Origin of the sequence: Bradyrhizobium iriomotense (assembly GCF_018130765.1) — a bacterium.
GTDB classification, from domain to species: Bacteria; Pseudomonadota; Alphaproteobacteria; order Rhizobiales; family Xanthobacteraceae; genus Bradyrhizobium; species Bradyrhizobium iriomotense_A.
The window spans coordinates 70461-93398 of sequence record NZ_JAFCJZ010000008.1; the positions used below are offsets into that span (position 1 = coordinate 70461).

At 65.9% G+C, this 22938-nt stretch carries 19 protein-coding genes; 1 reads left to right on the forward strand and 18 read right to left on the reverse strand.

Annotation, left to right across the window (positions count from 1 at the left end; all coding sequences use genetic code 11):
• Positions 1 to 19: 19 nt before the first annotated feature.
• From JQ635_RS15950 to hydA, 5 genes are all read right to left on the reverse strand, one after another.
• A complete protein-coding gene (locus JQ635_RS15950) occupies positions 20 to 1639 on the reverse strand; it encodes an ABC transporter substrate-binding protein (RefSeq protein ID WP_211410792.1) in 1620 nt (539 codons plus the stop codon).
• Positions 1640 to 1758: 119 nt separating this feature from the next.
• Positions 1759 to 3195 carry an NAD(P)-binding domain-containing protein gene (locus JQ635_RS15955; RefSeq protein ID WP_211410793.1) on the reverse strand — a complete coding sequence of 479 codons (1437 nt, stop codon included), beginning with the start codon at positions 3193 to 3195 and terminating at the stop codon, positions 1759 to 1761.
• Positions 3192 to 3941 (reverse strand): SDR family oxidoreductase, encoded by a 750-nt coding sequence (locus tag JQ635_RS15960; protein WP_211410794.1) that lies wholly within the window; start codon positions 3939 to 3941, stop codon positions 3192 to 3194. Before JQ635_RS15960 ends, JQ635_RS15955 begins: the two co-directional genes overlap by 4 nt.
• 1 nt (position 3942) lies before the next feature.
• Entirely contained in the window at positions 3943 to 4917 is a 975-nt protein-coding gene (locus tag JQ635_RS15965; RefSeq protein ID WP_211410795.1) for an NAD-dependent epimerase/dehydratase family protein, read from the reverse strand.
• A gap of 16 nt (positions 4918 to 4933) precedes the next feature.
• Positions 4934 to 6403: a dihydropyrimidinase gene (gene hydA, locus JQ635_RS15970; RefSeq protein WP_211410796.1), complete on the reverse strand. Its 1470-nt coding sequence runs from the start codon at positions 6401 to 6403 to the stop codon at positions 4934 to 4936.
• 56 nt (positions 6404 to 6459) lie between these two features.
• Here hydA and JQ635_RS15975 point away from each other — a divergent pair, with 56 nt between their 5' ends.
• Positions 6460 to 7122, forward strand: coding sequence for an aspartate/glutamate racemase family protein (locus tag JQ635_RS15975; protein ID WP_211410797.1), 663 nt, complete (start codon positions 6460 to 6462; stop codon positions 7120 to 7122).
• Here the strand turns inward: JQ635_RS15975 and JQ635_RS15980 are convergent.
• From JQ635_RS15980 to JQ635_RS16040, 13 genes are all read right to left on the reverse strand, one after another.
• Positions 7119 to 7778, reverse strand: coding sequence for a flavin reductase family protein (locus tag JQ635_RS15980; RefSeq protein WP_211410798.1), 660 nt, complete (start codon positions 7776 to 7778; stop codon positions 7119 to 7121). The two genes, JQ635_RS15975 and JQ635_RS15980, sit on opposite strands and share 4 nt — an antisense overlap.
• A 5-nt stretch (positions 7779 to 7783) precedes the next feature.
• Positions 7784 to 8716 carry an N-carbamoyl-D-amino-acid hydrolase gene (locus JQ635_RS15985; protein WP_211410799.1) on the reverse strand — a complete coding sequence of 311 codons (933 nt, stop codon included), beginning with the start codon at positions 8714 to 8716 and terminating at the stop codon, positions 7784 to 7786.
• A gap of 127 nt (positions 8717 to 8843) precedes the next feature.
• On the reverse strand, positions 8844 to 10541 hold the full coding sequence (locus JQ635_RS15990; protein WP_211410800.1) for a long-chain-fatty-acid--CoA ligase: 1698 nt from the start codon (positions 10539 to 10541) through the stop codon (positions 8844 to 8846).
• Positions 10538 to 11833 carry an aspartate aminotransferase family protein gene (locus JQ635_RS15995; RefSeq protein ID WP_211410801.1) on the reverse strand — a complete coding sequence of 432 codons (1296 nt, stop codon included), beginning with the start codon at positions 11831 to 11833 and terminating at the stop codon, positions 10538 to 10540. The genes JQ635_RS15990 and JQ635_RS15995 overlap by 4 nt, the downstream gene beginning before the upstream one ends.
• Before the next feature lie 11 nt (positions 11834 to 11844).
• Positions 11845 to 13425, reverse strand: coding sequence for a hydantoinase B/oxoprolinase family protein (locus JQ635_RS16000; protein WP_211410802.1), 1581 nt, complete (start codon positions 13423 to 13425; stop codon positions 11845 to 11847).
• Positions 13422 to 15431, reverse strand: a complete 2010-nt coding sequence (locus tag JQ635_RS16005) for a hydantoinase/oxoprolinase family protein (RefSeq protein ID WP_211410803.1) — start codon at positions 15429 to 15431, stop codon at positions 13422 to 13424. Before JQ635_RS16005 ends, JQ635_RS16000 begins: the two co-directional genes overlap by 4 nt.
• A gap of 426 nt (positions 15432 to 15857) precedes the next feature.
• Positions 15858 to 17408, reverse strand: coding sequence for a PLP-dependent aminotransferase family protein (locus tag JQ635_RS16010; protein WP_246583567.1), 1551 nt, complete (start codon positions 17406 to 17408; stop codon positions 15858 to 15860).
• 46 nt (positions 17409 to 17454) lie between these two features.
• Positions 17455 to 17985: a flavin reductase gene (locus tag JQ635_RS16015; protein ID WP_211410804.1), complete on the reverse strand. Its 531-nt coding sequence runs from the start codon at positions 17983 to 17985 to the stop codon at positions 17455 to 17457.
• Between the two features lie 8 nt (positions 17986 to 17993).
• Positions 17994 to 19247: a Zn-dependent hydrolase gene (locus tag JQ635_RS16020; protein ID WP_211410805.1), complete on the reverse strand. Its 1254-nt coding sequence runs from the start codon at positions 19245 to 19247 to the stop codon at positions 17994 to 17996.
• A gap of 3 nt (positions 19248 to 19250) precedes the next feature.
• Positions 19251 to 20132 (reverse strand): alpha/beta fold hydrolase, encoded by an 882-nt coding sequence (locus tag JQ635_RS16025; RefSeq protein ID WP_211410806.1) that lies wholly within the window; start codon positions 20130 to 20132, stop codon positions 19251 to 19253.
• Between the two features lie 11 nt (positions 20133 to 20143).
• On the reverse strand, positions 20144 to 21289 hold the full coding sequence (locus JQ635_RS16030; protein ID WP_211410807.1) for a pyridoxal phosphate-dependent aminotransferase: 1146 nt from the start codon (positions 21287 to 21289) through the stop codon (positions 20144 to 20146).
• A 7-nt stretch (positions 21290 to 21296) separates the two neighbouring features.
• Positions 21297 to 22076, reverse strand: a complete 780-nt coding sequence (locus tag JQ635_RS16035) for an SDR family oxidoreductase (protein ID WP_211410808.1) — start codon at positions 22074 to 22076, stop codon at positions 21297 to 21299.
• A gap of 67 nt (positions 22077 to 22143) precedes the next feature.
• Positions 22144 to 22857, reverse strand: coding sequence for a GntR family transcriptional regulator (locus JQ635_RS16040; RefSeq protein ID WP_246583568.1), 714 nt, complete (start codon positions 22855 to 22857; stop codon positions 22144 to 22146).
• Positions 22858 to 22938: the final 81 nt, after the last annotated feature.

Consider the following 22938-nt stretch of genomic DNA (forward strand, 5'->3'; position numbering starts at 1 on the left):
CCCCTCTCGTTTGCCGACGTCACTTGCGGCTGACGTCGCGATAGTCGACCTGACGATGGAACTCGTAGGTGTAACCCTCGACCGACGACGCCATGACCGCGTCCTGGTTCGGCTGCCACAGCATGATTTGCGGCATCAGATCGAAGTGCATCGCATTGAGCTTGCGGCCGGCGTCCTCGTACTTGGCTTTGTCCGGCTCGAAGCGGGCTTCCTGCGCGATCGCGGCAAGGTCCGGGTTGCTGATCGAAGAGTAGTTCCAGCGCTGATTGCCGGTGTAGAAATTGCGGTAGAAATAATCGGTCGACGGCAGCCAGGCGACGACGCCCTCGGTGAAGAACGGCAGCTTCTTCTCGTTGATCTGCGTCGACATCTGCGCGTCCGGCAGTTTCTGGATATCGACCTTGATCCCGATCTTGCCGAGCGATTCCTTCACCAGCGCCGCCATTGGCTCCGCGGTCGCGGCCTGACCGACGTTGAAGCTGAAGGTGGTCGAAAAACCCTCGGGGAGGCCGGCGGCCTTGAGATATTCCCTCGCCTTGTCGAGATCGAGCTTCACCGGCTGCTGGAACGGATAGATGCCGTTCGCCGGCTTGCCATCCGCCCAGGTTGCGCCGAACAGCGGCGAACCGCGGCCGAACAAAGCGGCCTTGAACATGTCGTCATAGGGCAGCGCGTAAGCGATGGCGCGGCGGACATTGACGTTGTCGAACGGCGGCATCTGGTTGTTCATCGAGACATAGGTGATCGCATTGTATTGCGGCGTCGAGACCACCTTCAGCTTGCCCTTGGCTTCCAGCGACTGCACGTCGCTGGCCTGCAGATCGACGACGAGGTCGGCATCGCCGCGCTCGACGAGGTTGGCGCGCGTCGCCGGCTCCGGCACCGACTGAATGATCACACGCTTGAAGAAGGCAGGCTTGTTGGCGGAGCCGCGATTCCAGGCCTCGTCGCGCTTGAGCATCACCTGCTCACCGGGCTTGAAGGTCTCCACCACATAGGCGCCGCTGCCGGCGGTGTGCTCCTTCAACCATGCGGTCGCCCAGGGATCGTCAGCGGTCGCGTGCTCCTTTGCCACTTTCGAGTTGATGATCATCGGGTAGACGGTGGCAAGGTTCGGCAGCGCCAGCTTGTCAGGCTTCGGCAGCGTCACCTCGATGGTGAGGGGATCGATCACCTTGAACTGGTCGGCCGACGTCAGCGACCCCGTCAGCAGCTGTGCCTTGCCGAGGATCGGCGCTGTGACGCAGCGATCGAGCGACCATTTCACGTCCTCGGCCGTGACGGGCGAGCCGTCCTGGAATTTTGCGTCCTTGCGCAGGCGGAAGGTGAGCTTCAAGCCGTCGGGGCTGACGTCGTAGGATTCGGCGAGCTCGCCCGTGATCGTATCGAGATCGAACACCCATTTGCCGTTGAGCTGCTTGCGGCCGAACGCCACCAGCCGGTCATAGGTGCTCATGCTCAGCGCGAAGGATTCACGCGTCGAGCCGGGGATGTTGGGATCGAGCGTGTTGACCGCCGAGCCGGTGACGTAGCGCAACGTCTCCGCCCTGGTTTGTGCCTGCGACGGCGCGGTGGCGATGAGCAACAGCGCAGTGGTAGCGAGCATGCAGGTCGCCGGCCTGAAAGACACAAAACGCATTGGTTTTTCCCTGAATTTCGAACGAGAACGCCAGCAAGGCAGGTTAAGAAAGAAGCAAGTTGCGCGCCAGTCTCATCGGGCGTTTTTGGGGACGCATCGTCGCGGCGGCGCATGGATGATCACAGCGTCTCCCCCATGTTTCGCGCCGGCCGTGCGACCACGGCCTGCGGCACATCATAGGCGCTGAGCGAGGCCCAATGGCGCGCAAGATCGGCCCGAAACAGCCCGCGCGTCAGGCCGTGGACCAGCTTCGGAACGGCCGTCGTCATCGCATTGATCGACGATCCCGACGGGCCAAAACTCATGGTGGAAGCGATGGCGAACAGATGGATGTCGGAGATCCACGGCGTCTGTCCCGGCACACGCTCGGTGAAGGCGTAGTCGTCGGCGAGAAAGGGAAAGCGGCCGAGCCGTTCGTTGCGTTCGTCCTCGGGCGGCCGGTAACGGTCGGCCCAGGTCGCGATGTTGCCGGCAAATCGGCTGAGCTCGCCACGGCCGGCAAAGTCCATGTCGATGCCGGTGCCGCAGATGACGAAATCCGCCGTGATCGTGCCGCGTGGCGTCTGCAATTCGATGCCATCACCGGTCTCGCGCGCGGCTTCGACCGGCGCGCCCTCGTGCAATGTGAAATTGGCGTGACGCGCGCAGCGATCGTAGGTCGGCTGCGGAAATCCCTCGCGCATTTCGAGGATCTTGCGCATGAAGCGCCAGCGCCAGGCATCGTCGAGGTCGCTGAGATGGCGCAGGAAGCCGCGGAAAGTCAGCCAGCGATAGGGCTGGATCACCTGGATCTGCGCACGGCGGCACAGCAAATGCACTTCGGCGGCGCCTGCTTCCAGCGCGGTCGCTGCATTGTCGAAGGCGGATGCCCCGGCGCCGATCACGGCGACGCGCTTGCCGCGAAGGCCTTCGAAATCGATGTCGTCGGCAACGGTTGCGACCAAGCTCGCCGGCAGATGCGCCAGCTGCTCCGGGATCATCCAGTCGCCCATGCCCTCCTGCCCGGTCGCCAGCACGATCTTGCGGGCGTAGAGGGTCTCGACCTCGCCTGCCCGTTTCACGCGCGCGGCGAGCAGGCCGTCAGATGCCGGCGCGATCTCCAGCAGCTCGCAGGCATTGCGCACCGGCAAGCCGATCGTGCGCCGCAGCCACAGCAGATACTCCGCCCAATGGCCGCGTTCGATCAGGCCGAGCTGTTGCCAGCTGTCCTTGCCAAAGCGGGCTTCGTGCCAGGACTGGTAGGTCAGGCTGGGGATGTCGAGGTCCGGGCCGGTGTAGTCCTTCGGGCTGCGCAGCGTCGGCATCCGGGCATAGGTGAGCCACGGGCCCTCCTTCCCTTCCGCGGCCTTGTCGAGCAGCAGGATGTTGCTGACGCGCGAGCGCATCAGGCCGAAGCCGATGGCGATGCCGGACTGGCCGGCGCCGATGATGAGCACGTCCAGCGCTGGCTTGCCATCAGGCCCCGTCTTCGGCTCGAGCCATGCCGCGCCGGGATGCGCGATCATCGCGAGGTCGGCGCGTACGTCGGCTTCGAGCTGGGTGAGCGCATCACTCATGCCGCGAGCCAGCCTCCGTCGACCACCATCACGGTGCCTGTCGTGAAGGACGACGCATCGCTGGCGAGATGCAGCGCGGTCTGCGCGATCTCCTCCGCCGCCCCGAACCGCTTCATGGCATGGCGGTTGCGGGAGGCTTCGCGCACCTCGTCCGAATTGGCGTGACGGGCAAAGCTGCGGCGAAGCATCGGCGTGTCGATCGCGCCCGGCGCAATCGCGTTGACGCGAATGCCGTCGGTGGCGAAATCGACCGCCATGGTCCGCGTCAGGCTGACGATCGCGCCCTTGGCGGCGATATAGGCGCTGTTGCCCTTGCCGCCCGCCATCGCAAGCTGCGAGGCCAGCGTGATGATCGAGCCGCTGTTCTGCCGCTGCATGTGAGGCACGGCGGCCCGCGCCCACAGCCAGGTGCCGCCGACATTGGTGCGAAACACGGCGTCCCAGTCCTCCGGGCTCGTCGTCAGCACCGTGCCGCCGCAGGAAAAGCCTGCCGCCGTCATCAGGATGTCGAGCCGGCCGTGCCGCGCCACGACATCGCCAACGACGACTTCGGCGAAGCCGGCATCGCCGACGTCGCCGACATGCGTCGTTGCCTCGCCGACCAGGCTCAGCGTTTCCTCAAGCCCCGCGGCATCGCGATCGACCAAGGCGAGGCGCGCGCCCTCGTCTGCAAACAACTTGGCACTGGCGCGGCCGATGCCGGAGCCTGCTCCGGTGATGATGGCCGTTCGCCCCTGCAGCCGCATGTCAGATCCCTTCCTTGTGCTGCATCCACCAGGCGCTCATCGCAGCGGCCGACTCCGCGCAGCCAAACCGGGCGCGCCAGCCGAACTCGTCGGCCATCCGCGCGACCGACATCGGCGCCCGATCCCCGCCGTGGAGCTTGATGACGGTCGTCTCTCCCGGAGACGCGAGCCGACACTCCAGCCCAGGATGCAGGGCCGCAAAGGCCTCGCCCCATTGCAGCGCAGACCAGGCCGCACCGCTGGAGATATTGTAGAGCCGGTGGCGCGGCCGTTCGGCCTCGATCAGCAACGCCACCGCTTCGGCGGCATCCGGCGCATAGGTCCAGTCCTTCATGCCTGGCGCAGGGAGGAGCGCCGGTTCGCCGCGCGCGAAGGCGGCGAGAATCTGGAACTGGAGGCTCGGCGTATCGCGCACCGAGCCGGGCCGCTCCCAAGGACCGAACACGGCGCTTAAGCGCACGCTCAGGAGATCACCGCCAAAAAGCTCGGCGTGCCGAGCCACCGATCGTTCCGAGGTGAATTTGCTGATGGCGTAGAACGAGACGGGATCGCAGGGCGTTTCCTCGTCCAACACCGAGACCCGCTGGCCCGCAGCGCCGTAGGCCGATCCCGACGACAGATTGACGACCCGGCGAACCCCATGGCGGATCGCCGCCTGCAGGATCGGGATCTGCGCCATCACGTTGATCTCGAGAACGCGCGCGGGCGATGCCCGTTCGAGGTCAGCGCCCGCGGTGACCGCGGCACCGAGCACGATCACATCGCAGCCTTTTGCGATAAGGGCGTCGATGGCTTCGACGTCAGTGATATCGCCCTGCACCGCCTTAAGCCGTGGGCCGTGGTCAGCAAGAGATCGCTGCGCAGCCGGCGGCAGCGGCGCACGATCATACAACGTCACCTCGTTCCCGCGCGCGAGCAGCACCTCGGCGAGATTGAGGCCGACAAACCCGGTGCCGCCGAAGACGACGATCTTCATCGCGCGCGATCCAGTGTCACAGCAGTTTTGCCCCGAAATTCCGCTCCGGATCCATGTCAGCGACCAGCCGGCCCGTGGGCTTTGCCGCCTCGCCGCCGCTGCGCGCCAGGAATTTTCCGCTGCCGGCGGACGCGAGGCATTTGTTGCCCTCGACGATCACCCGGCCGCGCGAAAGCGTGGTCACCGGCCAGCCCTTCAGCTTGCGGCCCGCGAACGGCGTGTAGCCGGTGAGGTCATGCATCATCTCGTCGGCGATCACGGTCTCGCGGTTGGGATCCCAGATCGCGATGTCGGCATCGGCGCCGACGGCAATCGAGCCCTTGCGCGGATGCAGATTGTAGATTTTTGCCGGCGCCGTCGCGGTCAGCTCGACGAATTTTTCCAGGCCCAGCCGCCCCTTCGACACCATCGCATCGAACAAGAGCGGCAGCCGCAGCTCCAGCCCCGGCAGGCCGTTGGCGACCTGCTTGAAATTGGGGTTGGGGCCGGCGCGCAGCTTGCCGGTCTCGTCGTAGCGATACGGCGCGTGATCCGAGGAGATGGTCTGGAGATCGCCGAGCGACAGCGCCTGCCACAGCGCCTCCTGATCCGAATGCGTGCGCGGCGGCGGACTGCACATCCACTTGGCACCTTCGGCACCGGGCTTGTCGAGATCATTGGCGGTGAGGAACAGATATTGCGGACAGGTCTCCGCAAACACCTTCAGCCCCTGCCCGCGCGAGTCGCGGATCACCTTGGCGCCTTCCGCGGTCGAGACGTGGAAGATCATGATCGGCTGGTCGATCAGCGCCGCCATGCCGATCAGTCGTGTGAAGGCCTCCGCCTCCGACACGCGGGCATGGCTGACGGCGTGGTACTTCGGCAGCGTGTAGCCGCGCGCGAGCAAGCGCTTCACCATCCAGGCGATGATGCCGTGGTTCTCGGCATGGGCGCACAGCATCGCGCCGGACTGGCGGGCGGCAAGGAGGATGTCGAGCAGCGGCTCATCGTCGACCTTGAGCCGGTCGTAGGTCATGAAGATCTTGATCGAGGCGTGTCCCTGCTTCACCAGCGCCGGGATGTGCTCCTCGACCGTCTCCTTGGTCGCATCCGCAATGATCATGTGAAAGGCGTAGTCGATCACCGCGCCGTTCTTCGCCAGCGCGTGATAGTCCTCCACGACCTGCGGCAGCTTCATGCCGACATGCTGGGCCGCGAACGGGATCACCGTGGTGGTGCCGCCGAAGGCCGCCGACACGGTCGCGCTCTCGAAAGTGTCGGCGTTCATGATGCCGGCGGCCGACAGCTGCTCGATATGGGCGTGGCTGTCGACGCCGCCGGGCAGCACCAACTTGCCGCGCGCGTCGATCTCGCGCTTGGCCGCCGGAAGGCCCTTGCCGATGGCTGCGATGGTCTCGCCAGAGATGGCGACGTCGGCCTCGAAGACGTCGGTGGTGGTGGCGACGCGGCCGCCGCGGATGATCAGGTCGTAAGCGGGTTCAGTCATGAGGCACTCCGTGATAGGCTCAAGGCACGTACTCGTAAATTCGCAGGAAGACCATCATGTCCCGGCCGCGCATTCTCGTCATCAACCCGAACTCCAACCCAAAGGTCACGCAAGGGCTGGAGGATGCGCTGAAGCCGCTCGCTTTCGAGGGCGGGCCGGAGGTGGTCTGCCAGACGCTGGCCGAAGGTCCCTTCGGCATTGAAAGTCAGGCGGATGTCGACAGCGTTGCGATGCCGCTGCGAAAGCTGGTCGAAAGCGACAACAGTTTTGCCGCCTTCGTGATCGCCTGCTACAGCGATCCCGGGCTTCAGGTCTGCCGTGAAGGCACTGACCGTCCGGTGTTCGGCATCGCCGAGTGCGGCGTGCTGACGGCGCTGTCGCGCGCCGAGACCTTCGGCGTCATCGCCATCGCCCAGCGCTCGATCCCGCGTCACATGCGCTATCTCAGACAGATGGGACTGACTGACCGTCTCGCCGGCGAAAGGCCGCTGAACATGAGCGTTGCGGAAACCGCCTCGGGCGAAGGCACACTGGCGAAAATGATCGAGATCGGCCGCGAGTTGCGCGACGAGGACGGTGCCCGCGCCATCGTGATGGGCTGCGCCGGCATGGCGCGCCACCGCCGTTCGCTCGAAGACGCGCTGCGCATTCCCGTGATCGACCCGACACAGGCGGCCGTCACCATGGCGCTGGGTACGGTGCAGTTCTCGGCTCACTAGGCGTCCTTCAGCTCTTTGGTGTCCTGGCGCGCGAGCCACTGCGCATGGCTCTCGCGCGTCAGAGCAAACCTATCCCGCTGCGTGGTGTAGAGATTACCGAACATGCGGCCGATCGGCCGGTACGCGTCGAGGTCGACATACATGTTGGCTTCATCGACGAGGCCCTCGCGGGCGTGAACCCGGAAGACCTCGCCGACCAGAAGCTCGCGATCCGGCGAGAAGTTCAGCACGACGTGGCGCCGGCATTCCAGTGCGAAGGGCGCAGCAGCAAGGCGCGGCACTTTAACGTCAACCGAGGGAAGCGTCGCAAGACCGGTCGCGGCGACCTCGCTGTCCCCGGAGGGAAAGTCGACCGCGCAGTCGTTCATCGCCACCGACAGCGCCTCGTCCACCATATGCACCACGAACTCGCCGTCGCGATGGATGTTGCGGGTCGTGTCCTTCGGCGAGTGATCCGGCTTGTGCTGGAGCCCGAGCACGATCAGCGCGGGACTCTCGGAGAACACGTTGAAGAAGCTGAAGGGCGCGGCATTGACCGCGCCGTTCTCGTCCAGCGTCGTCACCAGCGCGATCGGCCGCGGCACCACCACGCCGCAGAGCAGCTTGTAGCGATCGCGCGGATCGAGTTCACGCAGTGATATGCCCTTGTCCGCCATCGGCGTCACTTCTCCGGCGGCGGCACCGCGCCGGTCTGGCTGGTGATCAGGCCGTAATGCTCGATGCGGCGATGCCGGGCAAAATCGAAGATCGTGGTCTTGCCGAAGGTCGTGGCGTCGAGGTCGCAGGCGTGAACCAGAACCTCGTCGTCCTCGGTCTTGGCCTCGGCGACGATCTCGCCATTGGGATCGACGATCAGGCTGCCGCCGAACAGCGGGTGGCCGTCTTCATTGCCCGCCTTGCCGACGGCGACCACCCAGGTCGCGTTCTGATAGGCGCCGGCCTGCACCGAGAGGCGATTGTGGAACAGGCGCTTTTCGATGCCCTCCTCGCTCTTCTCCGCATTCACCGACGGCGTGTTGTAGCCGATCAGCACCATCTCGACGCCCTGCAGGCCCATGACGCGATAGGTCTCGGGCCAGCGGCGATCGTTGCAGATGGCCATGCCGATGATGCCGCCGAGCTCGCGCCAGACCTTGAAGCCGAGATCGCCCGGCTCGAAATAACGCTTCTCCAGGTGCTGGTGCGAGCGCTTGGTGTCGTAGTCGACATGGCCGGGCAGATGGACCTTGCGGTATTTGCCGACGATCTTGCCGGACTTGTCGGTCAGGATCGCTGTGTTGAAATGATGACCGTCCGGCGTCAGCTCCGCATAGCCGAAATTCATGGCCATCTGGTGCTGCGCCGCGCGCTCGAACAGCGGTTTCGTCGCGGCATTCGGCATCTCGCGCTCGAACCAGATGTCGAACTCGGCGCGGTCCTCCACGTACCAGCGCGGGAAGAACGTCGTCAGTGCCAGCTCGGGATAGACGATCAGGTCGGCGCCCTTGCTCTTGGCCTCGTCCATCAGCGCGATCATGCGTTTGACCACGGCCTCGCGGCTGTCGGCTTTCTGGATCGGGCCCATCTGGGCGGCGGCGACATTGACGATGCGCATCAGCGAATTCCTGATTTCTTGAGTTTTTTGGCAAATGTCTTGGCGAGGCTGGGGATCGCAGCTTCAGGGGCGTGTCGGCGCACGCAGCATATCGCAGCCTCGCGCCGATTTTCCAGCCTAGCAGTTTTCATGCCGTCCGCCCCCATTCGGCGTCCTGCAAGAGCCGCCAGTTGATCTTGTTGCTGGCGGTGCGCGGCAGGGACTCGACGAAGACCACGGCGCGCGGCGCCTTGTAGCTCGCCATCGCGCCGCGTGCCCAGCCGACGATGTCGTCCGCCGAAATCGTCGCGCGGGCGGCGTCATCGAGCACGACCAGCGCCTTGACGGTCTCGCCGCGATAGTCGTCCGGTGCCGAGACGATGCAGCACTCCCTGATGGCGCGGTTCTGGTACATCACCGCCTCGACCTCGGCCGGCCACACCTTGAAGCCGCTGACATTGATCATCCGCTTCAGGCGGTCGACGGCGAAGAAATAGCCTTCGGCATCGCGATAGCCGAGATCGCCCGTGCGCAGGAACCGCTTGCCGTCGAGGTCGATGAAGGCTTCCGCATTCGCTTCCGGCCTGTTCCAGTAACCCTGCAGCACCTGCGGCCCGTGCACGACGATCTCGCCGGTGACGTTGTCGCCGAGCTCGATCAGGCTTTCGGGATCAACCACCCGCGCATCGGTCTCCTGCACGGCGATGCCGAGGCATTGCCGCTTCGGCGCGGCCATCGGGTTGAGATGGGTCGGCGACATGGTCTCGGTCATGCCGTAGCCCTCGACGAAATCGAGGCCGAACCTTACCTTCAGCCGTTCAGCCACCGCGGTCGGCATCGCCGCGCCGCCGCCGGTCAGCACCTTCAGTTTCGCAAAGCAGCTGTCGCGGAAGCTGGCGCTTGCGAGCACGTCGACGATCATGGTCGGCGCGGCGTTCCAGAACGTCGCGCCATGGGTCTCGAACAGGTCCGGCAGCAGATCCTTGTCCCAGCGCGCCATCAGCAGCAGCGTGGCGCCGGTGACGATGGCCGCGTTCATCGAACCCTGCATGCCCGCGACATGGAACAGTGGCATGAAGCCGGTCATCACGTCGCTGCCATCGAGCCCGTACCAGCGCGCCTGCAATACAGCCGTGAACAGCGCACTGCGATGGCTGTGCATGCAAGCCTTCGGTTTTCCTGTCGTTCCCGATGTATAGGGCAGGATCATGAGATCGCCCGGCCCGGCCGCCATCGCACCCGGCTGCAAGCCCTCCGCGATCGCGCCCTCCGCGATCGCGAGCGACCAGGAGTGCCAGCCCGGCAACGACGGCACCTCCGATGGCGCCTCGGTCACGCATGACGGCAACGTGTAGGGCGTCGCGGCTGGAACCTCGTCGTGGTACTGCGCAACGACAGCATGCGTGATGGCCTCACCCACCAGCGGAGCAAACACATCGCTCAGCTCACTGCCGATGATCGCGACCCTGGCGCCGCTGTCGGAGGCGAGATACGCGATCTCCGCCATCTTGTTCATGGGATTGACCGGCACGATCACGGCGTCCGCCCGCATCACCGCGTAATAGGCGATGACATATTGCGGCGAGTTCTGGAGCGCGATCATCACGCGGTCGCCGCGCTTCACGCCGCAAACGCCTTGCAGGAAGCCGGCCATGGCATCGACCCGGTCGCGCAGCTCGGCATAGCCCAGGCTCGCGCCATAAAACACCGTCGCCGGATGCGAGGGACGATCATTCGCCGCGCGCACCAGCGCGTCGTAGAGCGTCCCCTCCGGCATCGCGAGATGCCAGGGCTCATCCGCCGGCCAGGCCGGCGAGCGACGAGGTGCTGCGTGGCCGGCGGTCACCCGTGCTCCTTGTCGGCGATGTCGAGACCATGGTCGAGCGCATCGAGCAGCAGCGTCGCCTCGTGCTCGGAGATCATCAGCGGCGGTGCCAGGAACAGCGAGGTCTGCTCACCGCTGGTGCCGATCACCGCGCCGGCCTCCAGCGCGCGCTCCGCGACGCGCGAGGCGATCGGCACCTCGGTCGTGTCGGCATGCCAGGTGCGCCAATCCGGACCGTAGAGCTCCACCGTCCAGTGCAGCCCCTGCCCGGCCACGCGCTGCACGCTCGGATGCTTTTGCGCGATCGAGAGCAAGCGGCGGGTGAACAGCTTCTCCAGATTTTGCACGTGCTCCAGAATCTTCTCGTCGGTGACGACCTTCAGATAGGCGCTGACGGCAGCCATGCTGATGGGATGACCGCGCAGCGTGCCGTAGTTCTGCCAGCTCGACCCCTTGAGCCGCTCGACGATATCCTTCGACACCACGACCGCAGCCACCGCCGCCGCGCCGCCGCCGAGCGACTTGCCGAGGGTCACGATGTCGGGGCGGCTTTGCGCGCCCTGGAAGGCGAACCAGCGGCCCGCGCGGCCTGCGCCGGTGACGACCTCGTCTGCAATCCAGTACGAACCCGCCTGCCGCGCATAGCGAGCCACCTCGTCCTGATAGGCGCCGTCGTAATAGATGCCGCCCTGGGTGTAGTCGATGATCGTTGCCGCTGTGTCCGAGAGCAGGCGCGGGGCATCCGCGAGATATTCGCTGGGCGGGTTGTTGTTGGCCGGCCCGCCGTAGATCGCGCCATCGGGCGCCGGCAGAATCCGCACCGGCGCCATCGGCGCCGGCAGTTTTGAGCCGCCCGCGTGCACCGCGAGGCCGCCGTGCCATTGCGGCTGCACCGTCATGCTACGCGACAGACCGGTGATGCCGTGATAGGCGCGCTCGCGCGTCGCCAGCGCGGAACGCTGCGTCAGCGCCTGGCACAGCGACAGCGCCATGTCGTTGGCCTCGCTGCCGCTGATGCAGAAGCGCACCGCGCCGACCCAATTCTCCTCGCCCTTAAAGGCCGTCGCCATCAGATCGTCCGCGGCCTGCTCGCGGCCGACCCAGGTCCAGCCTTCGTTGACGACGGGCGTATCCGCCGCGCGGCGGATCGCCTCCACCATCGCAGGGTGGCGATGGCCGAGGCCGCCGCCGGTGTTGCTGCCGTCGATCAGCTTGCGGCCATCGGACAGGTGGAAGTAGACGCCCTCGCCGCCGACCACGGCCATCGGCGCGGCCTCGCCCGCATTCAAACCGGTTCGCAACAATCTGCTCATCGCGGGTCCCCTCACTTCGCCGCCGCGGCGCCGTAGCCGCCGCCGCCGCACATCTCGATCGTGACGAGATCGCCTTGCTGCAATACCAGGTTCGATTTGCCGTCGATGGCGACGCTCGCGCCTTGCCGGACCAGCGAGATGCGGCAGGCCTTGCCGGACTCGCCGCCCTGCATGCCCCAGGGCGCCATCACCATACGCTCGATGCAGGTGGTCAGGTGCATCGAAGGCGCGAGGATGCGATAGGTGCGGACGGAGCCGTCACCGCCGCGATGCGCCCCCGCGCCGCCGGAATTTCGGCGAATGGCCTGCTGCTCGAGCCGGATCGCGTAATTCGCCTCGATCACCTCGACCGGCGTGTTCGAGGTGTTGGACAGATGCACCCGGGTGGCCGAGGTGCCGGCCCGGTCATGCCGCGCGCCCTCGCCGCCGCCATGGACCTCGTAGAGCATCTTCCACGAACCGTTCGGCCGCGGCTCGGCGAAGAACAGCACGCCGGCAGTGGTCGCGCCGCCCGCCGACAGCCGCTCGGGAATGGTACCCTGCATCGCGCGAAAAATCGCATCGACGATACGCATCGAGGTCTCGTGGTTGCCGGCGGCAACGGAGGCGGTCCAGCCCGGCTCCAGGATCGAGCCCGGGCGCGTGATGATGGTCAGCGGCCGCAGCGCGCCCGCGTTCTGGTTCATGTCGCGTCCGCTCATGATGCGCGCGGCATAGGCTACAGCCGAGCGCGCCATGAACGGCGTCGTGTTGCAGAAATTCGAGACACGGTCGCAGCTTCCGGAGAGATCGAAGGTCGCCTCGTCGCCGCGAATGGTGATCTTGACGTGGATGCGCGCGGGCGCGTTGTTCGCGCTACCGTCGTCGAGATAGTCCTCGCCCTCGTAGACGCCGTCCGGCAGCGCGCGCAGCGCTTCCCGCATCTCGATTTCCGAGAGATCGTGCAGGCGCGACTGGGTCGCCATGAAGACCGCCTTGCCGTGCTCGCGGCAGAGCTCGACGATGCGCTTCTCGCCAGCCTTGGTCGCCGCGATCTGGGCGAGAAGATCGCCCTCGCAGGACTCTGGATCCCGGACGTTAGCCTTGAGCAGCTGCACGATCGGCGTGTTCACGCCGGCTGAGGTTGCGATCAGCACCGGCGGAATCCGCATCGCCTCCTGGAAGGTGTCGATCGCCTTGGCAAAATAGCTGCCGGGCCAGGTGCCGCCGATGTCGGGCCAGTGCGCAAGGCTCACCGCGAAGGCGACGATCTCGCCCTTGACGAAGACGGGACGCACGACCTTGACGTCGTTGAGATGGTTGCCGCCGAGCGCGCCGACATTGTAGATCACCACGTCGCCGTCATTCAAGCTGTCGCGCGGTATCACCTTCAGCAGTTCGGGGATCGTATAGGCCATCGCGCCGAGATGGATCGGGATGTCGCGGCCCTGCCCGACCAGACCGCCATGGCCATCGGTGATCGCGGACGAGAGGTCGCCGGCCTCGCGCAAGAGCGGCGAGCGCGCCGAACGCGTCATCACCAGGCTCATCTCCTCGGCCGCGGCGGAAAGCCCATGCCTGATGACTTCGACGACGAACGCATCGAGCTTCATCCGCCCCTCCGCACCAGAAAGAGATTGCCGGCGGTGTCAGGTTTGGCCTGCCAGCCCGGCGGCACGACCACCGTTGACCAGGCGTCTTCTATGATGGCCGGACCGCTGACAGTCTCCGTGAGCGAGGCGCGGTCGATGATCGCTGTCGCGATATCGTGGAAGCCGTCGAACGAGCAGGTCCGCTTGCCAGAGGACACCGCTCTTACCGCTGTCGCCGGCCGGCTCACGACAGTCGTGGAAGGACGGCGCGCCTGCACTCGCACGGATTCGATGACGCAGGGCTCGCCGGTCGCATAACCGAACAGCTCATGGTGGCGCGTCAGGAAGTCTTTCTTCAGCTGTATGACATCGAGCGGCAGCGTAAAGGGCACCGGGATGGCGTCATTCTGCGCGGCGTAGCGCATCAAGGCCACCAGCTCGACCTGGATCTCCGCCTTCGCAACGCCATTGGCGATCAGCGGCGCGGAGGCATCGTCAATCAACGTTCCGACCCGCTCCGACACGCGCGCAAGATCGATGCCGTCGAGCGCGGCGCGAAGAGTCTGCTGTTGGAGGAAGCTGAAATCGGCAGTGAGGCAGCCCAGCGCCGAGAACGCACTCGACGCGCTCGGGACGACCACCTGCGCAATCCCGTAGAGATCGGCGAGACCCGCGGCATGCATCGGGCCGCCGCCGCCGAAGGCAAGCAGCGTGCAGTCGCGTCCGTCGATGCCGCGCTCGACCGTGACCCGGCGCAACGCACGGGCCATGGTCGCGTTGGCGACCTTGATGATGCCGAGTGCCGTCTCGGTCAGACTGAGACCCAGGGCATGCGCGATCGGCGCAATGACGCGCTTGGCGGATTCGATGTCGATGCCGATACGATCACCAAGTTTCGTTTCGGGATTGAGATAACCGAGCACGGCATTGGCATCGGTAATCGTCGGCTCCGTGCCGCCGTGGCCGTAACAGGCCGGCCCCGGCTCGGAGCCGGCACTCTCGGGGCCGACCGTCAGGCCGCCGGGACCGTTGCGCACGATCGATCCGCCGCCCGCGCCGATCGAATGCACCGCGAGCATCGGCTGGCGCAACGGCTTGTCGCCGAGCATGCGGCCGTCGGTCATCTCGGCCTGGCCGTCGACGATCAGGCAGACATCCGTCGTGGTGCCGCCCATGTCGAAGGTCAGCATGCGCGAGGCGCCGAGCTGGCGCGCGATGCTGACGGACGCGGAGACGCCGGCCGCCGGACCCGACATCGCCATCACCAGTGGCCGCCGCTTCACCGCCGAGATCGGGATCATGGCGCCGGCCGAATGAAACACCTGCAGGCCGGGGCCGATCGGCAGCCGCTGCTCCAGCTCGCTCAGATATTCCACGGCGATCGGCATCGCCGCCGCGTTGAACACCGTGGCCGAGGTCCGCTCATATTCGCGCGCCTCGGGATTGACCTCGTGCGAGAGCGAGACATGGGCGACGACGTCCCTCAGACGCTCGCCCAGCATCTTTTCATGCACCGGATTGGCATAGGCGTGCAGAAGAGCAACCGCGACGCTCTGCACGCCGGTCTGTTTCAGCCAGGTCACCAGACGCTCGATCTCCGCTTCGTCCAGCGCCTTCAGCACCCGCCCCTCGTGATCGAGCCGCTCGGCGAGTCCAAAGCATCGTTCGGGCGGCACCAGGGGCGGCGATTTCGGGGGAATGTCGAGACGGTAGAGATCCCTGCGGCGATAGCGCGCGATCTCCAGCACATCGGCAAAGCCTTCGGTCGCGACCAGCGCCACCTTCGGCAGCCTGTTCTCGACGATGGCATTGGTCACGCGCGTGGTGCCGTGGACGAAGCGCTTGACCTCGCTCTTGCGCAGGCCCACGGCCTCGATGGCCTCCAGCATCGCCTGGACGGGAGCGTCGGGGCGCGAGGGTACCTTCGCGATCCGCGCCTCGGCGGAGCCGCGCCGGATCGCGATGATGTCGGTGAAGGTGCCACCGATATCGGTGCCGACCTCCCAGTGATTGTCGGAGGAGCTCATCTGCACAGTCAGCTACGGGTGACGCCCGAACCGGACGCCGGGTCGTTCCTGTCCATCGCAACGTCGAATGCCAAACCGAGAGCGCTCATCATGCATCCCCTGTCATGCCACCATGAGCGAGCGTGCGACAGAGCGATGGGCGCGGGCTAGGGCCAGAGTTGTCGCAAACCGCTAGACCAGTGCGCGTCCTCAGCCGCGCGCCGCGCCATCTGCTGCACGTTTTGGTGCAGCGCTGCTCGCGCTGAGGGCACGCGAGCGCGGAGCGCTCCACGCGGGAAAAGTGCAGTGCACCACGGATTTCTCCGCGCAAAACGCAATGTCCGCTGCACTGCAATCCGACCGCTTCAAATCGCGTGTCTAATTTGCAGGCGATCGATCGGCACCGCCGGATGTCCGGCTGCCTATGAGCTATGCATGGCGGTCGGCTCAGCCTCTCTTTATTGTACGAACAGTACGAGAGGATATCGCCGCCTCGGATGGCGCGTTGCGGGAGCTGCTGCCGATGCAGGCCGCGATTCTCGCAAGCAGTGGCGAGGCATCCTCGATGCGTAGCCGCCCATAGCCGAACACCAGGCCCTGTCGGGTCGGCTGCTCCAGAAAATTCTGCGACAATGGCTGCACATGGATGCCGGCCTGCTTCAGGCTTGCAGCCGCCTCGCGGTCGTTCATCCGCGCCCGCATCGCCTCGGTGAACTCCGCCACCAGATGCAATCCCGTCACCGCCGCGGAGACGACCAGGTCATTCGGCATCCGCGCTGCAATCGCCTCGATCAGCGCCTTTCGCCTGCTCGCATAGACCCGCCGCATCGCGCGCAGATGTCGCAGCAGGTGCCCTTCCCGCATGAACTCGGCCAAAGCGAGCTGTCCGATGCCGGAGGTGTGGACGTCGATCCGCGCGCGGCCCTTGGAAAATCCTGCGATGAAATGCCTGTTGGCAACGATGTAGCCGAGCCGAAGGTTCGGCATCATGATCTTGGAGAAGGTGCCGAAATAGATCACCCGCCCCTCGCGATCGAGCGACCGCAAGGAGGCGATCATGCTGTCCTGGTGCCTGAACTCCGAATTGTAATCGTCCTCGATCACCCAGACGTCGTTTCTGTTGGCCCAGTCGAGCAGCTCGAGGCGCCGCTCCAGGTGCATGCTGACGCCGAGCGGGTATTGATGCGACGGCGTGACCACGATCAGCCGTGCGCCCGGCGCGCGCCGGATACCTTCGGAGACGACGAGGCCCTTGTCGTCGACGGGAATGGGAACGAGCTTCGCGCCCGCCGCCGTCAGCGCCCAGCGCGCCTCGACGAATCCGGGCTCCTCGACCCAGACCTCATCGCCGGGATCGAGGATCATCCGGCTGCAGAAATCCAGCGCGCCCGATGTGCCTGACGTGACGACAACCTCCTCGGGCGAGCAGACCAGCCCGCGCACAGAGCCGAGGAAATTCGCGATCTCGCTGCGCAGCCGCGGATGGCCTTCGGGTGGAAGATCGAGGCACTCCTGCTCCCTCGGATTCTGCCAGGTCTGACGCAGCAGGCGCGACCATTCCTTGAAGGGAAACGTCGAGATGTCGGGCGCGCCGGGTGCGAACACGGACGGCCAATTGGTCTCGTAATCCAAGCCGAGCAGTGATTGCCAGCGCTTCGACGTGTGGGCGGGCGCAGCCCCGGGCGGCGCAACCGGCGGCGGCTCCGCGTGCGACGTTGCGACGGACGCCACCATGACGCTGCCGCGTGGCGTCGATTCAAGGTAGCCCTCGGCGTAAAGCAGATCCCACGCGGTCAGCACCACCGTGCGCGAGCAGCCCAGTTCCCGCGCGATCTCGCGCGAGCCCAGGAATTGCGTTCCCGCCGAAAAGACGCCGCGCAGAATGCAATCCCGGATGTGAGCCGCGATCTGCAAATGCAGCGGCACGGCCGACGTGCGGTCGATATGCATTCCCGCAAGGGAGACGCGCTGGTGTGGTTGGCGGCTCTTGTCCATCATTTGGAGGCGGTTGCTGGAGCGGCCGGCGATGGCCGCCAGCATCCCCTCAGGATGGGCCAGAAGCGGATTCGGGTCCAGCCTTGGCGGTATCGGTCATCCCGACCGCGTGATAGGCGCGGCCGAAATAAATCAGACTGTCGGTGCAGCCGGATCTCTGCAGCGCGACCACGCGGCAGAACAGCACATCATGGGTGCCGACATTGACGACATCAGCAATCCGGCAGTCGAACGCGGCAGCACAGTCGGCCAGCACCGGCGCGCCCGTTGCGAGTGTCGACCAATCCGCGGCGGCAAAGCGTTCCTCGGCGGGCACCTTGCCACCGAACAGGCGAGACAGTTGCTCGTGCCGCGCCGAGAGCACGTTGACGCACACCACCTTGTTGCCGGTCACGCTGGCATAGGCGGAGGAGCCGCGGTTGATGCAGACCAGAAGCGTCGGCGGGTCGTCAGTGACGCTGCAGATCGCGGAGGCCGTAAATCCGGCGCGGCCGGCGCTCCCGTCGGTCGTAACGATGCCGACGGCGGCACCAAGACAGGCCATCGCGTCGCGGTAGTCCCGAGGGGCCACATCCTGCATCGACGTCCTCACCCCTCGATGGCAGGTGCGAACGCGAGCTCGCGCAACACCTGTGCCAGCACGGCGGCGCCGGCGGCAACATGATCGGGCTCGGCCCATTCGTGCTCGACATGGCTCGCCCCGTCGCGGCACGGGATGAAGATCATCGCGGCCGGACAGATTTTTGCGAGATGACGGGCATCATGACCGGCCGCCGAGAGGATGGCCATGACCGAATGCCCCTGCTCACGCGCGGCCTCGGCGATGCTCGCGCGCAGGCGCGGATCGAAGGCGTTCGAGGGCGCATCGACGAGCGGCGTCACCGTGACCGTGCACGGTGGAGCGTGCTCGCGGCAAAGAGTTTTGATGCGCGCGCCCGCGGCATCGAGCACCGCATTGTCAGGGTGACGCAGATCGATGCTGAAGCTGACGCGCGACGGCACCACCGACGGCGCGTTCGGCACGACGGTGACCCGGCCGATGGTGAACTTGATGTCGGCATCGATGGCGCCGATCTCGGCATGGAGCGCCGTCGCCATCCGGGCAAAAGCCGCGAGCGCATCCCGTCGCTCCGACTGCGCCAGCGTACCGGCATGGCCCTCGGCGCCCTCGACGACGACCTGAAAAGTCTTCTTGCCCTGGATCCCGGTGACGACACCGATCGCGCAGCCGGCCGCCTCCAGCAGCGGTCCCTGCTCGATGTGCAGTTCGAGATAGGCTCCGACCGCAAAGCCGAGCAGCCTGTGCGGCATATCGGGGAAAGCTTGGTGGAGGCGGTCGAGCGCCTCGCCGACACTGATGCCGTCTGCATCGCGCGCGGCGCGGATCGCATCCATGCTCCGCTCGCCGGTAAAGGCCTCCGAGCCCATCATGCCCGGGGCGAAGCGCGAGCCCTCCTCGTTCATCCAGGCGACCACGATGAGGTCGCGTGCGGGCTTGTCGCCTTGCTCCACCAGTGAGACGACCGCCTCCAACGCCGCCATCACGCCGGCGGCGCCGTCGAACTTGCCGCCGGTCGGCTGGCTGTCGAGATGACTGCCGAGCAGCAGCGGCGGCGCGGCGCGGTCACGGCCGGCCAGTGTCAGAAACAGGTTTCCCGCAGCGTCCGTCGACGGCGTCAATCCCGCTTCGCGCGCCCAGTCGATGACGCGACGCCAGGCGGCGATCTCACCGTCGCTCAGCGCCTGACGGTTGACCCCGCCGGCCGGCGTCGCGCCGATCTCGGCGAGCGACATCAAGCGGGTCCAGAGCCGGTCGGCGTTGATCAGAGGCTGGCTCGTCATCGACTATTTCGTGCGCATGATCTGGCCCGGCAGCGCGCGCGGATCGCGCGGCAGCCAGCATCCCGCCTCGACCTGGGCGATGAACTCGGCGAGCAGCGCATTGAACGCCGCAGGCTCTTCGAGATTGAGCGTGTGGCCTGTCTTGGGAAAGACCGAGAGACCGCAGGCGGGAATGGTCTTCTTCAGGAAGATGCCGGGCTGGAGACAGTGGTCGTCCTCGTCGCCGACAATAACCAGCGTCGGCACCATCATCTTTTTCAAACCGTCTTCGAGGTCGTAGAACGACGGCCGCCGCGCCTGCACGCCGCGCATGGTGTTGGCAGCGCCGCGATCGGAATGGGTGGCGAGGCGATCGGCGAATTCCCGCCAGCCGCGCGGATCCTTATTCTGGAATTGCACCCGGCTCGCGCCGAGCGCATAGACCTTTGAGAATTCCTTGGCGCCCTGCTTCTCGAAATTGTCGGCGACCTCGAGCGAGACGCCGCGGAAATATTCCTCGAACTCCTTCTCGCAGCCATAGCCTGCGCCGGCCACGGTGAGCGACAGCGCGCGCTCCGGCGTGCGCAGGCCGAAATGTACCGTGCAGAACCCGCCCATGGAGAGGCCGACGATATGCGCCTTCTCGATTCCGAGCGCATCGAGCACAGCGACCGCATCGTCCGCGGCGATCGCCTGCGAATAGGCCTCCACGCTGTCTGGCACATCCGACGGCGGATAGCCGCGCGCAGCATAGGTGATGCAGCGGTGGCGCCGGCTGAAATAGCGCAACTGCGGCTCCCAGCTTGCGTGATTGCCGCCGAACTCATGGATGAAGAGGATCGGCGTGCCCTCGCCGGCCTCTTCCACATGCAGCTTCACGCCGTCCTTGGTCGTGATCATTGTCATCGGCATCGTCCCTAGAATTGCGGCGGCAGATCGTTGAGCGTGCGCGCCTGCGCCACCATCTCCGGCAACAGCGTGCAGAGTTTTTCGACCCAGCCTTGCGGCACGGAGGTGCTGATCTTGACGAAGCGGTCGCCGAAGCGCTGGGTGTGATAGGTGCCCTGGCGGATCATGATGCCCTGGCGGCGATAGCATTCGACCAGCGCCTCCGGGCGGATGCCCGCCGCGATGGTTTCCAGCACCAGGAAGTTGCCATGCGAGGGCATGATCGGCAGTGCCAATCCGTCGATTGCGGCCGCCGCCTGCTGGATCATCGCCTTGTTCGCGCGATCGGTGCTGCGGACCTTCTTCATCCATTCGGCCTTGACCGACAGCCCCGCCTGCGCCGCGCGCTGCGCGATGACGCTGGCGCCGAGCACGCTGGTGGAGGTCTGCGCCAGCTCCTCGAACAGATCGGGTGCCGCGACGAGCGCGCCGATGCGCAGGCCGGCGAGCCCGAGCCATTTCGAGAAGCTGGTCGAGACCACCGAGCCTTTCGGGGCCACATGAAGCGCCGGCGTGTGGCCATCGGCGAAATCGCGATAGGTGCAGTCGTGCACCAGCAACGCGCCGCAATCGCGCGCGATCGCGGCAAAGCTTTCGATCTCCTCGCGGGTGTAGCGGATGCCGAGCGGATTGTTGGGGTCGACGAGATAGATGATCGCGGTGCGCTCATCGACATTCGCCTTCAACGCCTCGGGCGTCAGGCGGTAGTTGCAGGCGGGATCGTAGATCGGGATCTCGATCACCTCGGCGCCCTGCTGGCGCGCGAACAGGCACGGCCATTTCCAGGTCGGATCGGTGGTAACCAGCGTGGTGCCGGGCTTGCAGCGCGCGCGGCAGATCATCGCCAGCGCGTTGACGCCGCCCTCGGTCACCAGCGCCTCTGCGCCGGGCGTGCCGAGATCGGCGACGATCGCCGCGCGCAGCGCCTCGAAGCCGAGCGGCGGGGCATAGGCATTGAACTCGCCCGCCTCGATCGAGCGCAGCATCGCCTCGCGCACGGCGGGATGGCTCTCGATATGGTTGGTGTTCTGGCCAAGCCAGTAGAGCCCCGGCGTCGCCGAGAGCTCGTCGAAATAACGATTGCGGATCAGCGCCGCGGATTGAGGTCCCGACATCAATGCCTCAGATCACCGAGCCGCGCGCGGCGATGCCACCGTCGATCGTCACCACGGTGCCCGTGATGTAGCCGGACCGCGGCGAGGACAGGAAGGCGACGAGATCGGCGACCTCTTCCGACGTCGCCGGGCGCTTGCCCGGATATTTGTCGAACAGCTCCTCCCAGCGGCTCTCGTCGCCGAGCATGTCGATCGCCTTGCGCTTCATGATCTTGAGCATGCGGTCGGTGGCCACCGGCCCCGGATTGACCGCGACGACGCGCACGCCGTGGTCGAGGCTGCGGCCGCCGAGCGCCTTGGTGAAGGACATCAGCGCGGCGTTGCCGGTCGAGCCCGCGATGTAGCTCGCATCCCAGTTCTCGCCGGAATTGCCGATGATGTTGATGATGACGCCGTCCTTGCCCCTCATGCGCGGATAATAAAGACGCGACAGCGTGATGTAGCCGAACACCTTGAGATCGAAGCCGCGGCGCCAGGCGGCGTCGTCGAGGATTTCGAGCGAACCGGCCGGGATGTCGCCGGCATTGTTGATGAGGATGTCGATGTCGCCGACTTCGACCGCCAGCTTCTCCATCGCGGCTGTGCTCGACAGGTCGAGCGCATGGATCGTGATCTTCACGCCATGGCGAGCTTCGAGCTGCTTCTTGGCTTCGAGCATCGCCTCGCCATTGCGGGCGGCGAGATGCAGATGACACCCCTCGGCGGCGAAGAGCTCGGCCACCGCAAGTCCAATTCCTTTCGACGCGCCGGTGATCAGGGCGGTCTTGTTCGTCAGCTTCAGGTCCACTCCGGGTCTCCAGGATGCAAGCTAGATATACAAGGTCTAGCAATTTGCATACCAAGAGACCGGAAGGTCATTCGAAGGCGGCGAGGAAGTCCAGGAGGTTGTCGCCGAGCAGGTTGACGTGGTCGCGCATGGCGCTGTGCGCCCGCTCGGGATCATGCGCCAGGATCGCCTGCATGATCGCCTCGTGCTCGCGGACAGTATCGGCGATCCGGTTCGGCATCCGCGTCACCCGGCTGCGATAGGCCGCCACCTGATTGCGCAGCTTGCGGGTTTGATCGGCGAGGAAGCTATTGCGCGAGGCCTCGTAGATCGCTTCGTGGAATTCCTGGTTGATGTCGTAGAAGACATCGATATCGCCGGTTTCACCTGCGGCGACAAGCCTCTGATGAATATCGCCAATTTCAGCACCCCAGGCCTGGGACACGCGCCTTGCGGCCAGCCGCGCGCAGAGCCCTTCGAGCTCCGCCATGACCTGAAACATCTCGATCAGCGCCTGCGCCTTGATGCTGCGGACAGTGGCGCCCTGCCGGCCGCGGAGCTCGACCAGGTTGTTCGCCGCCATCAGGCGGAAAGCCTCCCGCACCGGCGTGCGCGAGACGCCGAAACGCTGCGCGATCTCCTGCTCGTCGAGCCGGCTGCCGGGCTCGAGATGGCCCGCCGCGATCGCGCCCTCCAGCTTCTGGCGCAGGCTCTCGGCGAGGGTCATGCCGGGGCTGACGGCGAGGGTCTCGTGCCCATTTTTGACGCGCTTGCCTGCGCTATGTGCACCAATATCCGCCATCATGTTTCTCCGATACCAATATAAGTATACATATCGGCCCTCATATCCCAGCGAAATGACCCGCTCTCGCCCGGAGATGCG

Excerpts from the sequence above, each read along its gene's own strand:
- JQ635_RS15980 (WP_211410798.1), bottom strand. The coding sequence starts at position 7,778 with ATGGCGGACAAGGGCATATCACTGCGTGAACTCGATCCGCGCGATCGC.
- JQ635_RS16030 (WP_211410807.1), bottom strand. The coding sequence starts at position 21,289 with ATGTCGGGACCTCAATCCGCGGCGCTGATCCGCAATCGTTATTTCGAC.
- JQ635_RS15955 (WP_211410793.1), bottom strand. The coding sequence starts at position 3,195 with ATGAGTGATGCGCTCACCCAGCTCGAAGCCGACGTACGCGCCGACCTC.
- JQ635_RS16010 (WP_246583567.1), bottom strand. The coding sequence starts at position 17,408 with ATGATGGACAAGAGCCGCCAACCACACCAGCGCGTCTCCCTTGCGGGA.
- JQ635_RS15985 (WP_211410799.1), bottom strand. The coding sequence starts at position 8,716 with ATGCGCATCGTCAATGTCGCCGCCGCCCAGATGGGCCCGATCCAGAAA.
- JQ635_RS16000 (WP_211410802.1), bottom strand. The coding sequence starts at position 13,425 with ATGAAGCTCGATGCGTTCGTCGTCGAAGTCATCAGGCATGGGCTTTCC.
- JQ635_RS15975 (WP_211410797.1), top strand. The coding sequence starts at position 6,460 with ATGTCCCGGCCGCGCATTCTCGTCATCAACCCGAACTCCAACCCAAAG.
- JQ635_RS16015 (WP_211410804.1), bottom strand. The coding sequence starts at position 17,985 with ATGCAGGATGTGGCCCCTCGGGACTACCGCGACGCGATGGCCTGTCTT.
- JQ635_RS15995 (WP_211410801.1), bottom strand. The coding sequence starts at position 11,833 with ATGAGCAGATTGTTGCGAACCGGTTTGAATGCGGGCGAGGCCGCGCCG.
- JQ635_RS15960 (WP_211410794.1), bottom strand. The coding sequence starts at position 3,941 with ATGCGGCTGCAGGGGCGAACGGCCATCATCACCGGAGCAGGCTCCGGC.
- JQ635_RS15950 (WP_211410792.1), bottom strand. The coding sequence starts at position 1,639 with ATGCGTTTTGTGTCTTTCAGGCCGGCGACCTGCATGCTCGCTACCACT.
- JQ635_RS16040 (WP_246583568.1), bottom strand. The coding sequence starts at position 22,857 with ATGGCGGATATTGGTGCACATAGCGCAGGCAAGCGCGTCAAAAATGGG.
- JQ635_RS15965 (WP_211410795.1), bottom strand. The coding sequence starts at position 4,917 with ATGAAGATCGTCGTCTTCGGCGGCACCGGGTTTGTCGGCCTCAATCTC.
- JQ635_RS16005 (WP_211410803.1), bottom strand. The coding sequence starts at position 15,431 with ATGAGCTCCTCCGACAATCACTGGGAGGTCGGCACCGATATCGGTGGC.
- JQ635_RS16020 (WP_211410805.1), bottom strand. The coding sequence starts at position 19,247 with ATGACGAGCCAGCCTCTGATCAACGCCGACCGGCTCTGGACCCGCTTG.
- hydA (WP_211410796.1), bottom strand. The coding sequence starts at position 6,403 with ATGACTGAACCCGCTTACGACCTGATCATCCGCGGCGGCCGCGTCGCC.
- JQ635_RS16025 (WP_211410806.1), bottom strand. The coding sequence starts at position 20,132 with ATGACAATGATCACGACCAAGGACGGCGTGAAGCTGCATGTGGAAGAG.